Source organism: Binatus sp. (SeqCode), from assembly GCF_049584895.1.
GTDB lineage: Bacteria > Desulfobacterota > Binatia > Binatales > Binataceae > Binatus.
This window is the reverse complement of sequence record NZ_JBAUYR010000115.1, coordinates 16,983-32,523: the sequence shown is the minus strand read 5'-3', so window position 1 is coordinate 32,523 and position 15,541 is coordinate 16,983. Positions and strand designations below refer to the sequence as shown.

At 61.2% G+C, this 15,541-nt stretch carries 13 protein-coding genes; 8 read left to right on the top strand and 5 right to left on the bottom strand.

The window, feature by feature from the left end; all coding sequences use genetic code 11:
* Positions 1-69: 69 nt before the first annotated feature.
* Positions 70-1,251, bottom strand: coding sequence for an amidohydrolase family protein (locus WB650_RS19970; protein WP_422305198.1), 1,182 nt, complete (start codon positions 1,249-1,251; stop codon positions 70-72).
* 184 nt (positions 1,252-1,435) lie between these two features.
* Between WB650_RS19970 and WB650_RS19965 the strand changes: the two genes are divergently transcribed.
* From WB650_RS19965 to WB650_RS19950, 4 genes are all read left to right on the top strand, one after another.
* Positions 1,436-2,632 carry a cytochrome P450 gene (locus tag WB650_RS19965; protein ID WP_422305196.1) on the top strand — a complete coding sequence of 399 codons (1,197 nt, stop codon included), beginning with the start codon at positions 1,436-1,438 and terminating at the stop codon, positions 2,630-2,632.
* A gap of 79 nt (positions 2,633-2,711) precedes the next feature.
* Positions 2,712-4,412 (top strand): gamma-glutamyltransferase, encoded by a 1,701-nt coding sequence (gene ggt, locus WB650_RS19960; RefSeq protein WP_423961746.1) that lies wholly within the window; start codon positions 2,712-2,714, stop codon positions 4,410-4,412.
* Positions 4,413-4,443: 31 nt separating this feature from the next.
* Complete coding sequence (locus WB650_RS19955; protein WP_422305192.1) at positions 4,444-6,180, top strand: glycosyltransferase family 39 protein; 1,737 nt, start codon at positions 4,444-4,446, stop codon at positions 6,178-6,180.
* Positions 6,158-7,138 (top strand): lysylphosphatidylglycerol synthase transmembrane domain-containing protein, encoded by a 981-nt coding sequence (locus WB650_RS19950; RefSeq protein ID WP_422305191.1) that lies wholly within the window; start codon positions 6,158-6,160, stop codon positions 7,136-7,138. The genes WB650_RS19955 and WB650_RS19950 overlap by 23 nt, the downstream gene beginning before the upstream one ends.
* Here WB650_RS19950 and WB650_RS19945 read toward each other — a convergent pair.
* Together WB650_RS19945 and WB650_RS19940 are read right to left on the bottom strand one after the other, a co-directional pair.
* Entirely contained in the window at positions 7,118-8,092 is a 975-nt protein-coding gene (locus WB650_RS19945) for a BMP family protein (RefSeq protein WP_422305189.1), read from the bottom strand. The genes WB650_RS19950 and WB650_RS19945 overlap by 21 nt on opposite strands.
* Positions 8,093-8,138: 46 nt before the next feature.
* Positions 8,139-8,786: a 7-cyano-7-deazaguanine synthase gene (locus WB650_RS19940; RefSeq protein WP_422305187.1), complete on the bottom strand. Its 648-nt coding sequence runs from the start codon at positions 8,784-8,786 to the stop codon at positions 8,139-8,141.
* A 138-nt stretch (positions 8,787-8,924) separates the two neighbouring features.
* Between WB650_RS19940 and WB650_RS19935 the strand changes: the two genes are divergently transcribed.
* From WB650_RS19935 to WB650_RS19920, 4 genes are all read left to right on the top strand, one after another.
* Positions 8,925-9,689 (top strand): class I SAM-dependent methyltransferase, encoded by a 765-nt coding sequence (locus tag WB650_RS19935; protein ID WP_422305185.1) that lies wholly within the window; start codon positions 8,925-8,927, stop codon positions 9,687-9,689.
* 164 nt (positions 9,690-9,853) lie between these two features.
* A complete protein-coding gene (gene hpnJ / locus WB650_RS19930; RefSeq protein ID WP_422305183.1) occupies positions 9,854-11,293 on the top strand; it encodes a hopanoid biosynthesis associated radical SAM protein HpnJ in 1,440 nt (479 codons plus the stop codon).
* 103 nt (positions 11,294-11,396) lie between these two features.
* The gene (hpnI, locus tag WB650_RS19925) at positions 11,397-12,554 is read left to right on the top strand and encodes a bacteriohopanetetrol glucosamine biosynthesis glycosyltransferase HpnI (RefSeq protein WP_422305181.1); all 1,158 of its coding nucleotides are present in this window, start codon (positions 11,397-11,399) and stop codon (positions 12,552-12,554) included.
* A gap of 4 nt (positions 12,555-12,558) precedes the next feature.
* Complete coding sequence (locus tag WB650_RS19920) at positions 12,559-13,452, top strand: hypothetical protein (protein ID WP_422305179.1); 894 nt, start codon at positions 12,559-12,561, stop codon at positions 13,450-13,452.
* On the opposite strand, the gene WB650_RS19915 is transcribed toward WB650_RS19920, so the two are convergent.
* Positions 13,449-14,291, bottom strand: a complete 843-nt coding sequence (locus WB650_RS19915) for an SMP-30/gluconolactonase/LRE family protein (RefSeq protein ID WP_422305177.1) — start codon at positions 14,289-14,291, stop codon at positions 13,449-13,451. The genes WB650_RS19920 and WB650_RS19915 overlap by 4 nt on opposite strands.
* Positions 14,209-15,489 carry a VIT1/CCC1 transporter family protein gene (locus WB650_RS19910; protein ID WP_422300777.1) on the bottom strand — a complete coding sequence of 427 codons (1,281 nt, stop codon included), beginning with the start codon at positions 15,487-15,489 and terminating at the stop codon, positions 14,209-14,211. Before WB650_RS19910 ends, WB650_RS19915 begins: the two co-directional genes overlap by 83 nt.
* Positions 15,490-15,541 lie beyond the last annotated feature (52 nt).

Sequence of the window (15,541 nt, the reverse complement as noted above, 5' to 3'; positions counted from 1 at the left end):
CACCGCCCGCCGCCGCTGAGTCAGTAGGACGAAATTTATTTCGTCGATCGAAATTTCTTTCGTTAGTCGCTAGGACGCGCGCGCTTCAGGAAAAATCCGCAGGAAATTCTCCGAATAGAATCGGTCGCGGATCTGTTCGGAACGATCTCCGAGCGACGTCTCGAAGCGCGCGATCGGGTTGCGGCCACCCTCGGTGTGCGGGTAATCGGTCGAGAACAAATACAGGTCTGGATTTGACCGATCGATCAGAGCCCCGATGTCCTCGAACACGAACGGTGTGAATGCCATCTGCTGCGTGAGCTGCTCCGACGGCTTGCGCGTAAACCGCGCAAGGTTCGCGTCCGTCTTGCTCCAAATCTTCACCGTCCAGTCCAGCCGCACGAGCATCGCCGGCACCCATCCCGCGCCCAGCTCGATACATCCGCCGCGCAGCTTCGGAAACCGCTCGAACACGCCGTCGATCAACATCATCGAAAGAAACGTCTCCGGCCCCTGGTGCAGCACGGCAATGTCCTTGGTGCGCAGATTCTCGCCGCCGCCCATCCAGTCTTTGACCGGTGGCCGCCCGTTGTTAATCCACGCCTTGTCCAGTTGCAGCGGCGATCCGCCGACATGCATCACGAACGGAATGTTCGCCTCGACCAGCCGGGTCCAGAAAGGATCGAATTCGACGTGTCCCGGAGATCGGCCACCGCACGCGTGATGCGGCACCCAGATGGCCTTCGCGCCGCTCTTCAACGCGAACTCGAGTTCCTCGAGCACGAGTGCCGGCTCCTCCAGCGGCACGACCGCGACGCCCATCAGCCGCGAATCGTCCCCGCAAAAATGCGCCATGTGCCGATTGTGCGCGCGCGCCGCGCCGTAGCGCAGCTTCGGCGGGATTTTCGAGTTCGGCGAAAACGGCATCGCGACACTGTGCGTCGCGAATACGAGCTGTTTTTTGAAACCGAGCATGTCGACCGCCTTCGATCGTTCGCGGCCGTCAAATGCGCCCAACGCTTGAATCTCTTTCGATCGCTCGATCAGATTGTCGCCGAGCGCGATCATCTCCGCGACGTGCTCCTCCGTATGCCGCCCGCCGCGCGCCATGATCTCCGCGACCTCTTCATCAGTAACCAGCGACGCGCTGTAGCTTACCGCCGGGATGTCCTTGCGCAGTTCCGGATCTGCATACTTCTGCAAAAAATCCGGCAACTCCATGATATGGCTGTCGGCGTCGTACATCGGCCGGTTAGCAGGTGCGTAGGTCATGGCAGATACCTCTGCTTGCTGAGCGCTTTGGCGGAAGCTAAGGAACCGATTAAAGCACCATCATCCGCCCCTGCTCAAGGAACCGAAATTATCGCTGGGTGCAGGGGTCACCCCTGCCCAAGGAAGCATGAAACCCACGGTGGGTTTCATTACAATTAAGTCTTGCGGTTCTCTGGAGGCGCCAATGGCTCAGCCTGATTTCTATTTCAACCCGTTCGATGCTGACTTTCGCGCGAATCCCTATCCGCACTTCCCTGCGCTGCTCGAAGGTCCTCCGCGGCAGCTCAAACTCTTCATGCCGACCACGCTCGTCGCCCGCTATGATGACGTCGTCAGCGTCCTGCACGACCACGAACGCTTCACCGTTCGGCGCCCCGAGATCCCGTTTCGCGAGCGTATCGATCCCTTCGGCGGCGCCCCCACTATTCTCACCGCTGATCCTCCGGTGCATTCGCGCCTGCGAAAGCTGGTCAGCAAGGCGTTCACACCGAGGCGCGTGCGCGAGCTCGAGCCGCGAATTCGAGAAATCACCACTGACCTTCTCAGCCGCGCGTCGAACTCCGGCGAAGTCGAAGCGATGGCGGCGCTGGCCAATCCGCTGCCGGTGATTGTTATCGCGGAGATGCTCGGGGTCTCGGCCAGCGATCACGCTCAATTCAAGCAGTGGTCCAACGATCTGATCAGCTCATTCGGCCAGGAGATGGCGACCGGCCCGTCTGCCGCCGGCCTCGCCGCAAAAGAGGATCTCCGTCGCTACCTCGCCGAGGCGATCAAGCAGCGCAGCGCGAATCCAGCCGACGATCTGATCAGCGCCTTGGTCACCGCCCGCGATGAATCCGACGCGCTCAGCGAAAATGAGCTGCTCGCCTTCGTCGTATTGCTGCTGCTGGCCGGCAATGAAACCACCACCAATCTGATCGGTAACGGTCTGCTCGCTCTATGCCGCAATCCCGAACAGCAGCAACGCCTGCGCGAGAATCGCGATCTGATCCCGAAAGCGATCGAGGAGATGCTGCGGTACGACCCACCCGTTCAGATGACGGTGCGGATGCCGATTGCTACTGCGAGCGTCGGCGGCACCGAGATTCCCGCGGGCAGCCTCGCCTTCATCCTGCTGGCGGCGGCTAATCGCGACCCCGCGCACTTCTCCAATCCGGCCAGCTTCGACGTCGCGCGCGATCCCAACGAGCACGTGTCATTCGGCGAGGGGATCCATTTCTGCCTCGGCGCGCCGCTGGCGCGGCTCGAGGGCGCAATCGCAATCGAATCGATGCTGGAAAAATTCCCGCGCCTGCAACTCGCCAACCCAGAGGCCAAGCTTCAGTATCGCGGCTCGATGGCCCTGCGAGGCCTCAGCGAACTTCGCCTCTCCGGCAGTTGATCCTGGACTTCCGAACGCCATCGCGCTCAAACGTACCTTTCATCGGTCGGCGATGGCTGTTAGTAAAGCCCTGATGTCGATGCCACGTCGGATTCAATTCTTCGCCGCGTGTTCGCGCGCGATTGCCCTCCTGCTCGCGCTGGCGCTGTTCATCGCGCCGTGTTCCAACGCGGACTCCGCTGCTCCGCAAACGTCCGCCGTCGACGTGCATGGAATGGTAGTGTCGGAAAGCGACGACGCGGCGCACGCCGGCGTCGAGATTCTCAAACAAGGCGGCAATGCCGTCGACGCCGCCCTCGCCACTGAACTCGCAGTCGGCGTCACCAATCCTGCCGCGTGCGGAATCGGCGGCGGCGGCTTCATGCTCATCTATATCGCGAAGGTCCGGCACTTCTATGCGCTCGACTATCGCGAGACTGCGCCGCTCCAGTCCCGACCCGACATGTACATTCGCAACGGCAAGCCCGACGAAGACCTCGCGCGCGATGGCATTCTCGGGGTTGGAGTGCCGGGTGAAATCGCAGGCATCGACGCGGCGCTCAGGCGCTTCGGCACCATGAAGTTTCAGCAGATCGCGGCGCCCGCCGAGAAATTAGCCGGCGACGGCTACGTCGCGAGCGAGCATCTAGGGAAGGAGATCGAGACGCTCGCGCCGAAGCTGAAAAGCGATCCCGGGCTGAGCCAGGTTTTCCTCAAGCCCGACGGCTCGCCGCTCAAGGCCGGCGACACGATCGTCGCGAAGAATCTCGCGGCGACGCTGAAGGGCCTGGGCAACGATCCGGTCACGAACTTTTATCGCGGCGAAGTCGCCGCCGCGCTCGTCGCGTTCATGAAAGCGCATGGTGGACTCCTCACCGCTGCCGATCTCGCGAACTATCGTCCCGACTGGCGCGACCCGATTCACCATCGCTACGAGGGCTACGACGTCTATGCGATGCCGCCGCCGTCGTCGGGTGGTGTCGTGCTCGAGATGCTCGGTGCGCTCGACTCCGGCCATCTCGCCGGGCTCGGCGTCAACTCGCCGCCGTACCTCGCGCGCCTTATCGAGGTGATGCGCCAGGGCTTCATCGATCGCGAGCAGTACGCCGACCCGTCTTTCGTAGGCGTCGAGATCCAGAAGTTGCTCACTGACTCTCACATCCTGGAATTGCGCGAGCGCGCGATGCATCCGAAGACATCGCCGCCACCGCCCGCTGCTGCGCACGATCACGGCACCACCAATCTGCTCGTCGCGGACAAGGACGGCAATGTCGTCGCGCTGACGACCACTATCAACACCGTGTTCGGCGCCAAGATGAGCGTGCCCGAGCTCGGCATCATCCTCAACGACGAGATGGACGATTTCGCCGTCGCGCCCGGAGTTCCCAACGCGTATCACCTCGAAGGCGAGCTCGCGAACCAGGTGCGGCCGGGCAAGCGTCCGCTCTCGTCGATGACGCCGATAATCGTCACCAAAAACGGCAAGCCCGTGATGACGACCGGCGGCTCCGGCGGGCCAACCATCATCAGCGGAGTGCTGCAGGTCGCGCTCAACATTCTCGCGTTCCATCTCGACGCGACCAGCGCCGTCGCCGAGCCGAGAATTCATGAGCAGGCCGCACCCGATGTCGTCATCGTCGAACAAGCGATGCCGGCGGCGACGCGCAGCGCGCTCGAGCAGATGGGCTACAAGCTTAAGGTCGTGCCGAATCTCGGAGCGGTCGGCGCGATTACGATTGCGCCGGCAAATCTTCACGGCGCCGCCGATCCGCGCAAGGGAGGAGGCGCCGTCGGCTATTAGGAATATCATCGGCGCGTTAGACTCAACCTCCGTGTCCGGGACTGCTCCCAACGAAGTGTCCTCGCCGGCGTTCACCGCCCCGTCGGCGCCCGCGACTCCGATCGCATACGATGTCGCCGCGATCGTCGCGTTGTCCTTGGCAATCTGCTTGTTTCATCTCGGCTCGTTCGGGCTCTGGGAGCCAGACGAAGCGCGCTACGCCGAGATCGCGCGCGAGATGCTGCAAAGCGGCAACCTGCTGGTGCCTCATCTCAACTACGTCGCGTACGTCGAGAAGCCGCCGCTGCTCTACTGGCTGACCACGCTCTCCTTCTGGATCTTTGGCGTCTCCGAATTTGCCGCGCGCATCCCGGTCGCGCTGTCCGCGATCGCCGGAATACTCGCGACGTACGTTTTCGCGCTGCGTGCATTCGGCCGGCGCCACGCGATTCTCGCCGCCGCGATCCTCGCCACCACTCCCCTGTACGCATTGATGGCGCAAGTGCTCACCACCGACATGACGCTCACCGCGCTGGTGACGATCGCAACCTTCTCGCTCTATCTCCATTGGCATGAAGGCGGCCGCTGGTGCTGGGTCGCTTACGTCGCGATGGGTCTGGCCGTGATGACCAAAGGGCCGGTCGGTGCCGCGCTGCCGATTCTGTCGATGCTGATCTGGCTGGCGCTGAGGCACGAACTGCGCGGCGCGATCGCGAAGTTCCGCGCGGTGCTGGGCCTCATGCTCACGACTCTGATCGCGGCACCGTGGTTTGTGATGATGTCGATACGCGAGCCGGGCTTCGCCGACTTCTATTTCGTCGGCGAGCATCTGCGACGCTTCTTCGAGACCGACTACAGCCACAGCGAAGCGTTCTACTTTTATGTTCCTGTCCTCGCCATCGGGCTGCTGCCGTGGACGTTGCTGGTGCCGTTCCTGACCTGGCGCGAGGCTCCGCGCAATCCCGCGCGCAGTTTGTGCCTTGTCGCAGCGAGCATCACGCTGGTCGCTTTCTCATGCGCCAACGCGAAGTTGATCCCGTACATCCTGCCTGCTGTCCCTCCGCTCGCCGTATTGATCGCAGACGGGCTCGTGGCATGCGCATGGCCGGCCGCGGACTCGCGCGCCGCACGGAGACCGCCGGATTCCCGGATACTCATCGAGAGTGGGCCGATGCTGGCGCTGTTGGGCGCGGGCGTGATCGTCACGGCAATAGCGGCGCCACAATTTCGCACTCCGTACGTGATGACTGCGCGTCCTTCCTTGTATGCGATCGGCGCAATCCTGATAACGGGCGGCGTAGTTACGATGTTGATGTTCATCATGCGCCGCACGGCTGCGGGGCTCGGCGCGATCATCGTGACGCTCGCGTTTGCATTGATCGCCGGCGGATGGGCGCGGCTGGAGACCGAGCCGATGCGTTCATACGCGTCGCTCAGCCGCGCGATCGCCGAGAAGGCGCCCGACGCGGATATCATTTGTTATCATCGCTACGTTCAGTCGCTGCCGTTCTACAATCGCAAGCGCATCGTGCTGCTCGGCGGGCGCACGGAACTCGACTTCGGCTCGCGACTCGACCCGAACGCGCGCTATTGGTTCATGAACAACGACGATCAGATGTTCCGGCGATGGGAGCGGCCCGGGCCCATCGTGGTCGTTCTCGACGCCGGCGATCTCGCCCGAATGAAGGAGAGCTTTGGTGACTTCGACCTGATCGCGGCCGAAGGAAAGAAGCGCGCAATCCTCCGACGTGAACGAATCTCGCGCCGTGAACCAATCAGCGTCAACTGAGCGGGCCGCGCCCCCGGCGCATCGGTATCGCGCGTTCGCGATTCGCGCGGGGTTGGGGGTGGCGGTGGTCGCCGTTTTGTTGTGGCGTTACGACGCGCGACCGATCATTCGAATCCTCAGTCGCGAGCGTCCCGCTTACTTCGCAGCGGTGGTCGTGCTTTACGTTGCGGGACAGGCGATGTGCGCGTATCGATGGCAACTGCTCGCCGCACTTCTCAAGGTACACGGCCACTATCGCGAGTTCCTCGCGTACACGTTCGTCGGGATGTTCACCAACCTGTTCGTGCCCGGATTGCTGGGCGGCGATGCGGCGCGATCTGTCTACCTCGGCCGGCGCCACGGCAGGATGGGCGAGGCAATCGCGTCGGTCGTCGCGGATCGCGCCGTGGGCTTGATCGGTTTGTTCTGGCTGGCCGCCTTTAGCGCGATCTTTCTGAACTTCGCGCCGATTCCGTCGTCGGTGATCACGCCAACAATCGCAGTCGGTGCGATTGCTTTCGTTGGGTTACTCGCGGCGCCGCTTGTCGCGCGCATGATTCATCTGATGCCACGGCCTGTTCGCCGCGCGGGCGGAATCGTCGCGCCGTACCTGCATCATCCGGCGGCGCTGATTCCAGCAACCGCACTATCGATCATCCTGCAGGTCACGCTGGCGCTGGGCCAGTACATCCTGGCGGCTGGACTTGGCCTCACAGCGCCGCTGTCGCTGTTTATTCTTTGCGTACCGATTGCGAACGTGTTCGCAAGCCTGCCGCTTACTTTGAATGGCTTGGGGATCCGCGAGTCGGCTTACCTGCTGCTGTTCGGGATGGCGGGAATGCGAAAGGAGGACGCGATCGCACTGGGACTGTTATGGTTCGCGACTACTATGGTCGGCGGTCTGACGGGCGCAATCGCGTTCGTGACTACGCCGGCACCGGTCGAGGCGGAGGGTAATCTACTTGGCGGTGACGGGTAGTGAGAGCGTCGGCGGCAGGACTAGCTTGCCGGTCGCGAGATCTTGCTCGACTTTGCGGGCGCGTTCCAGGGCGCCCGCGGGTATCCGCGATTCGAGCTTCGGGTTAAAGACCACGCTTACCATGCCGTCCTGCATTCCGAATTCCAGCATCCCGGGATGAAAGGTCTTGTCTCTCACCTCGGTCGCGATTTTCAGAAACGCGAGCGAAGTTGAGGTCACGGCGCTGGCAAGGACGACATCGGGCGCGACGTTGTTCTGATTGGTGAACACCCCGAACGCGTAGGCGTGACCCTGTTCCGCCGCGAGGAAAACGCCCAGGCCGGCTGCGTCTGCGTTATGAATCAAGACGTCGGCGCCCTGGCTGATTTGCGCCAGCGCCGCTTCCTTGGCCGCGCCAACGTCGTCGAAATTGCCGGTGTAGCTGATCAAGATGCGGCCTTTGGGTTGTACTGAAAGAAAGCCGCGCTTGAACCCCTCGAAGAACAACTTAATAGATGGCAGTTCTATGCCGCCCACCGCACCAACTACTCCTGATTTTGAAACACCAGCCGCTAGCACACCTTCCACATAGGTCGCTTGATCGACATTGAAGGTTATCGATGCGACATTCGCGGATGACTCGCTGCCTGAGCTGACCACGAAGTAGGTATTGGGGAAGCTCCGCGCTACTTCGAGTGCAGAATCGGTGTATTCGAAGCCGTGCGCGAAGATAAGGTCAAAGCCGCGGGAAGCGAAATCGCGGAAGGCGTCCTCGAAGTCGGCCGGCGACTTGGTCTGCACTAAAGCGGTGTCGGCTCCTAGCTTGGCTTTGATGAGTTCGAGGCCCTGGTACGCAGCCGCGTTCCAGCCCGCGTCACTTACCGGGCCCGGCGTAAGCAGCGCGACCTTGAACGCAGTGGATGCCGACTTTGTGTCGGTCGAAGGATGAGCGGTGCAGGCTCCAAGGAGACTCACCTGCAGAAGTATGAGAGTTATGCTCAGGAAGTTCCGCACTATCCAGCTATCCGAGATAAGTGGTGCGGTCTAGTATGCCGGCCTTGTGAAAAGCCTGCTGACGCTCGAAGCATTTGTTGCATTGCCCGCAGTGTATCGAACCCAAGGGTGCCATGCAGGTCAGAGTCAACTGGAGCGGTAGATCTTTGAACTGCCTAATAAGGTCCTCCTTGTGTAGCCCTCTCAAGGGTGCTTCGACTAGGATGTTGTGTCCTAGTCCCATGCTCAGGATGCGGCCAAAGTTGTCGAAGAAATCAGGCGTTGCGTCGGGAAAAGGATTGCCTCCGAGCGATCCAATCGCGATGCGGGAGACGCCGTGCGTGCTGCACCAGATAGCAGCCAATGAAATGAGAAGAATGTTGCGGCCGGGGAGATAAGTGTTCTCGTCGGGCTCGTCGGCGGCGGGAACACTCGCGCCGGTGACGCTCCAATGGTCGCCGTAGAGAGCGGCCGTTGGGACCGAGAGAATGGTCGCGCGCCTCACATTTGGGTTGCCAAGCGCGTGGACGAATAATCGAAGAACGGCAAGTTCCGCATCCTCCCACTTGAAACCGCAGCGGACGTAGATGGGATACACTTCGGCGCCATCCGCCAATTTTGCGATCAGGACCGAGCTGTCGAGGCCGCCGCTCGCTAATACTGAAACTTTTTCCACGCCGACTTTCTCTTAGCGCAAAACCGTAGCACCATCGAAAGCAGTCGGGCCACAGGATGGCGATGACTCGATCTTGTGGACCCGTTATGCGTTAACTGAATTATCAACTTCATCCTAACTGTATTGAGAGGGAACGCGATGGCATCGCAAGGCTCTGCCTGGTACGTGGACTTTTTTCGCAGCGACTATCTGAACGTGTACGGGCACATGTTCACCGAAGAGCGCGCCGAGAAAGAAAGCGCTTTCGTTGCGCGCACGCTCGGTCTGAAGCCGGGCGCGTCGGTGCTCGACTTATGCTGTGGCCAGGGGCGGCATTCGGTCCAGTTGGCGAAGCGTGGATTTAAGGTTACGGGACTCGATCTGAATGCGGAGTACCTCGATCTCGCGAGCAAGGCTGCCGAGGCGGCCAAGGTCACAATCGAGACCGTGGCCGGCGACATGCGTGAGATCCCGTTCGAAAACAAGTTCGACGCGATCGTCAATATGTATTCCTCATTCGGATACCTGGAATCGGAGGCCGAGGATTTGAAAGTCTTGGAATCCGCGGTGAAGGCCCTGAAAGCCGGAGGGCAGCTACTGCTGGACATGCTGAATCGCGAGTGGGCGATCGACAACTACATTCAGAACGACTGGCACACCGGCGCGGACGGAACGTTGTACGTCGAGCGACGTGACCTCGATCTCGCGACGAGCCGCATGCATGTGCATTTCATCGTCGTAGATCCAAAAGGCGGGCGGCGCGAATCGATCGGGCATATTATCCGGCTGTACACTCTCACCGAGATGACGCGTTTGCTGGAGCGTGTGGGGATGCGCGTGACGGCAGTATTTGGCGGATTCGAGGGCGAGGATTACGGGATTGTGACGCGTCGGATGATTCTTGTCGCCGAGAAGAGGTCCTGATCGCCCAAAAATCCTTGAAAATGCATGGTTTTTCGGTCCGTCGCAAAGTTGAGCGGAAAGCAAATATTCCATTGGGACATTCTTGCCTTCGGTGGTCGCGATTTGTATAGTCGCGGACTAACCAATCGGACAGGCTTGGAGTATGCTCTAAAAATATGGATGTAATGAAGACACTTTTCCTGAATCCGCCCTCGTATGACGACTTTGACGGGGGTGCCGGTTCGCGTTACCAGGCGACGCGCGAGGTCTGGTCTTTTTGGTATCCAACCTGGCTGGCGTACCCGGCTGGTATGATTCCGGGCGCTCGGCTGCTCGACGCGCCTCCCCACAGTTACACCGTTGAGATGACGATCAACGAGGCCAAGAACTACGACCTTGTCGTGATTCACACCTCGACGCCGTCGCTCCGAATGGACACGCGCACGGCGGAAGCAATCAAGGCGGCGAATCCGAACGCGATCATCGCGATGGTCGGGGGACATCCTACTGCGCGTCCAGAGGAGACGCTAAAGCTGTCGGCCGCGATCGATATCGCGGCGCGAAAGGAATTCGACTACTCGATGCTCGAGGTGGCGGAGGGCCGCGACTGGAGCACGATCGGCGGGATCAGCTGGCAGAAGAACGGCACGCAACATCACAACCCCGATCGTCCGGCGCTTACCGACGAAGAGCTCGACAAGCTGCCGTTCGTGACCGAGGTCTACGAAAAGAACCTCGATTACCTGAAGTACAACAGTCCCTACTGCCAGTATCCGTACGTGTCGATGTACACCGGGCGCGGATGTCCGGCGCGATGCACGTTCTGCCTGTGGCCACAGGTCACGCAGGGGCATCGCTATCGCGTGCGGAGCCCGGAGAACGTTTACGAAGAAGTGGCGGCGATGAAGTCGAAGTTCCCGAAGATGAAGGAATTGTTCTTCGACGACGACACGTTCACGGCGGACCCGGCGCGCGCGCGCAAAATCGCGCAGCTGCTGAAGCCGCTGGGAATCACCTGGTCTACGAACTCCCGCGCAAACGTCGATTACGAAACGCTGAAAATCATGAAGGACGGCGGGCTCCGGCTGTTCGTAGTCGGCTACGAGTCGGGCAACGCGCAGATTTTGAAGAATATCAAGAAGGGCGTCGGGATCGATCGAGCGCGGCGCTTCACCAAGGATTGCCACGAGATCGGAATCCTGATTCACGGCACCTTTATCCTGGGACTGCCGGGCGAGAATAAAGAGACGATCGAGGAGTCGATCCGATTCGCGCGCGAGATGGACTGCGAGACGATCCAGGTGTCGCTCGCGTCGCCCTATCCCGGCACTGAGCTGTTCGACTACGTGACCAAGAATGGATTCCTGGCGGTCGATCCGCTGCTCGACGAATCCGGTTATCAGAAGTGCACGATCACTTATCCTGGCCTTACCAACGAAGAGATTTACGGCGCGGTCGAGCGCTTCTATCGCAGCTTCTACTTCCGGCCGAAGTACATCTTCAAGTCGGTGAAGAAGATGATGACGTCGATGGAAGAGACCAAGCGGATGCTCAACGAGGGGCGGCAGTTTCTTTCGACGATGCGCCAACGACGGCATCAGACGGCTCAGCAGGCGTCGGCCTGACCGCGAACTCCGGGCGCGAGTCGGGGGCGGGGGCCAGGTCCGCGCCACGATGTCTGTGGCTACATCGATGGCGCGGGACTAGAATCGCGGCGCAAATTATTCGATGACAATCTGGATCGCTTTACCGGCTGCGGCCGTGGTCGTTTCGATGTTCTACTACATCGCGGCAACGCTCGCTGCGATCAGGTTTGCAAAGCGCACAACCTCTCCCCTGTCCCCGTTGCCCAAGGTTCCACCGCGCGTCGCAGTGCTGAAGCCGCTGCATGGCAGCAGCAATTCGCTCGCCGGCAACCTGGTCAGCTTTTTGGAAATCGCGTACCCGCGGGTGGACTACTATTTTGGCGTCGAGAGCTACGAGGATGGCGCCGCCGAAATCCCGGTCGCACTGCGCCAGCGCTACCAGTACGCAAACCTCACGCTGATAGTCGGCGAGGAGCCCAACTGCAGCAATCGCAAAATCGCGAAGCTGGTCAAGATGGCGGATCGCGCCGAGAAAGCCGAAGTGTTCGTGCTGAGCGACGCCGATGTATCGGTCGAGCGCGACTACCTCAAACGGATTGTCGGCGAACTGGTCTCCGACGAGAAAATCGGCATCGTGACTTGCGCGTATCGGGCACGGCCGGGTGGATCGTTCGCGTCACGGCTGGAGGCGCTGTACGTCAACACCGACTTCCTGCCGCAGATCCTGCTCGCTGAAATGATCGAGCCGATGCATTACGCCCTCGGTGCGACGATCGCGATCAAGCGCAAGGTGCTCGAGGCCGCGGGCGGATTCCGCGCGGTCAAGAACATGCTCGCCGACGACTTCTACCTGGGCAACTTCACCAACACGCAGGGCTACGAAATCAAGCTATCCGATTCGCTGGTCACCCTGACGTGCGAGGAAAAGAGTTTCGCCGAATTCTGGCATCACCAACTGCGGTGGGCGCGCACCTACCGCACCGTGCGTCCTATCAGTATCGCGACAATCCTGATGCATGGGCCGTTCTGGGCGCTGATGCTGGTGGTGGCCTCGCGCGGAAGCGCCGCGGCTTTCGCGACGTTGACGCTGGTGGTCGCGGCGCGGCTCGCGATGTCCGCTGCGATCGTCGGCCGCGTGCTCAAGATGCCGGGGATGCTGAGCGAGTTGTGGATGGTCCCGCTCAAGGACCTGATTATGACGGGAGTATGGTTTGCAAGCCTGCTCAGCAACAAAGTGATGTGGGCCGGACGTCAGTTCAAGGTGATCCGTGGCGGCGTAATGCGCGAAGTGAAAGGCTGAACCAGTGATTCTGTACCTGGCCATGGCGGTCGTTGCCAGCGCGCTCATGGCGCTCGGGCTACTCATGATGAAGACCCGCTCGACGCATCTGCCGAAAGCGTCCGGCGCAAACACGATTAGCGCGATCGTCGCGTGGATTCGCGATCCCATGTGGATCGGCGGACTCGGCGTGCAGACGGTGGGCTGGGCCTGCTACGTGATCGCGGTGTCGAGGGCGCCGGTGTCGATGGTGGCGGTGATGGGACAGGGCGGAATCGCGCTGTTCGTCGTTGCGTCGGTGGTAATTCTCGGCGAGCGAGCGACTCCGCGCGAATGGGTCGGCATCGGCGCCATCGTGTTCGGGATGCTGCTGCTCGCGCTGTCGCTTGGCGGCGGTGAGACCGAAGGCGCGTTCGAACCTGCAACGCTGCTTATGTTCACCGCTCTACTGACGCTCATCGGATTGGCTCCAATGGCCGTCGCGCGGATGAATGCCAGCGGCGCCGCGGCCGCGATTTTTTCCGGCATCGCGTTCGGCCTCGGCGGCTTGTTCACTAAGGCGATGACACTTGCGCTCGCCGGCGATAACGGCTCACTCGCGCTGCGAATCGTTTCGTGTCCCTACGTGTATAGCGTGGTCGCGGCCAACATAATCGGGATCGTCATGCTGCAGAATTCGTTTCACTCGTCGCGCGCGATAATTGCGATGCCGCTGTCTGGAGCTCTCTCGAACATCGTGCCGATCATCGGCGGGATGATCGTTTTCGGCGAGCGACTGCCGGCCGGTTCAATGCCCGCCGCGATGCGAGTCGGCGCATTCGCATTGACGATCGTCGCCGGCGCGCTGCTGGCTGGATCGCGCGATCAGTTGCCCAGCGATCCGGTCGTGGTCGGATCGCTGTCGAGAGTAAAAACCTAAAAGTTCGCTTTCGGCACCGGTAGTCCCGGCACGTCGGCGCGACCACGGAAAATCGTCCCCTTGCGATTTGGATCGTCGGTGTTGTCTGCCGTGACGACGTAGAGATCGCGCAAGTCGCGGCCGCCGAAGACCAGGCTGGTTACCATCGTGGCCGGCAATTTGATTCGCTTTACCAGCGTGGCGTCCTTCGAGAAATGCACGACCTCGCCGACCCGCACTGCCGCAACCCACACGCCGCCTTGCGCATCGACCGCTAGTCCGTCCGGCATTCCCTCGGGCATTTTCGCAAAGATGCGCCGGTCTTTGACGCCGCGCTCGTGCGTCACGTCGTAAACCCACACCGCGCCGGTGCTCGAGTCCGAATGGTATAGATGTTTCCGGTCGGGACTGAATCCGAGACCGTTGCTGACCTCGATGCCATCCCACAACTTCACCGGGCGGCCGGGCGGATCGATGCGGAACAGGCTGCCTGGAATCGGCTTGTCGTTACTCAGCGGATTGAAGTTGATGGTGCCGGTGTAGACGCTGCCGTGATCGTCGCATGTGAGATCGTTCATGCTGATCGGCTTGCCTTCCCACGCCGCGAACAGGTCGCGGCTTTTGCCGGTCTTCTCGTCCCAATGAATCAGGGCGCGGCCCGTGAGCACCAGCCCGCCGCTTTGGTTGAAGTTCATCCCGCCGACGCCTTTGCGTTTCGGGATCAGCGTTTCGACGTTGCCTCCCGGATTGCGCCGATAGATGCCGCCGTTGGGAATATCACTGAAATAGAGCCGGCCGAGATCGTCGACACGCGGCGCTTCGAGCAGGCCGTAGCCACTCGCGAGCATCTCGAATTCCATCGCTGAGATCCTCCTCCTGCCCGTTTACCACGGTTGGTGCGAGACGGCGAGGCTTGATGGGAGCGCTATCGAGCCGCGTCAAGTCAGGGTGGCCCCGATAGCGTGGCCAATCAAGAAGGTTATGCCGGCAGCTCCCAGGCCGAGTGCGAGTTGGCGGCTCCCGGAGCGCAAGACACTCACCCCGGTAAAGATCGTAATCGCGGCGCCAATCGCGAACAGTGCGAGTCCGCTCAGGCCGACGCTCAAGACAACTGCTACCCGACCCGATGTAGTCAAAACCGGCAGAATCGGGACCCAGTGCGAAAAGCATGAACGACGCCAGCGCAGCCTCATAAGCGGAGCCGCCTAGCTCTGTTGGATCGATCCCCAGCTCCTCGCGTGCGAGCGCGTCGAGAGTCGCGGTCTTGTCCGTGAGTACCTGATCGACCACGCGCTTCGCTTCACTGCTGCTCAGCCCTTTCGATTCGTAGATTAACTGCAACTCCTCGCCTTCGCCTTCGGGATCTTCCTCGAGTTCACTCGATTCGATACGAATCTCGCGCTCGGCGAGTTCTCGCGCACTGGTCACCGATACCCACTCTCCCAGCGCCATCGAGCACGCCCCGGCGATCAGGCCGGCTACACCGGTGATGAGAATGCCGTGGCGGTTTATCGCCGCGCCTGCCACTCCCATAACCAGGCTTAGATTCGAGCAGAGGCCGTCATTTGCTCCCAACACCGCGGCGCGCAGGGCATTGCCGCCGACCGCGCGATGCCTGCCCTCGAGTCTGGCCAGAAAGCTGCCGCTCAACCCGCGAGGCTGCGTGCGCAGTAGCTGGCCGAGGACCCGCGTGTGCCATTGCTCCTGCGAGCTCATCCGGGTGCCGCTGGTCTCAGGCTGTTTCACATATACGTTGCGGTCCATCGCCTCCTTCGCGGCGATGGTCGAGAGGACCGCGTCAGCGCCCAGCCGCCGTGCGATCCAGGCAAGTACGCGACTGCGCCAGGACGGCCGACGTTCTCCAACCTTTTCGCCGGCGGCGCGCAATTTGTCTTCCCAAAACGCGATGTGAGCTTCCTCCATGCTCGCGAGGTTGGAGTACACTTTGGCGATTTTCGGATCGGACTCGCTCTCTGCCATCGCGCGATACTCGGCAGCGCTATCGACCTCGTCCTGCCAGTTTTCCCGATAGCGTTCGACATCAGCTGGTTGCGCCATATTCTTTTCCCTCATGAAAAGAGAAGTACGAAGCGTGGTGCCTCGTGGACGC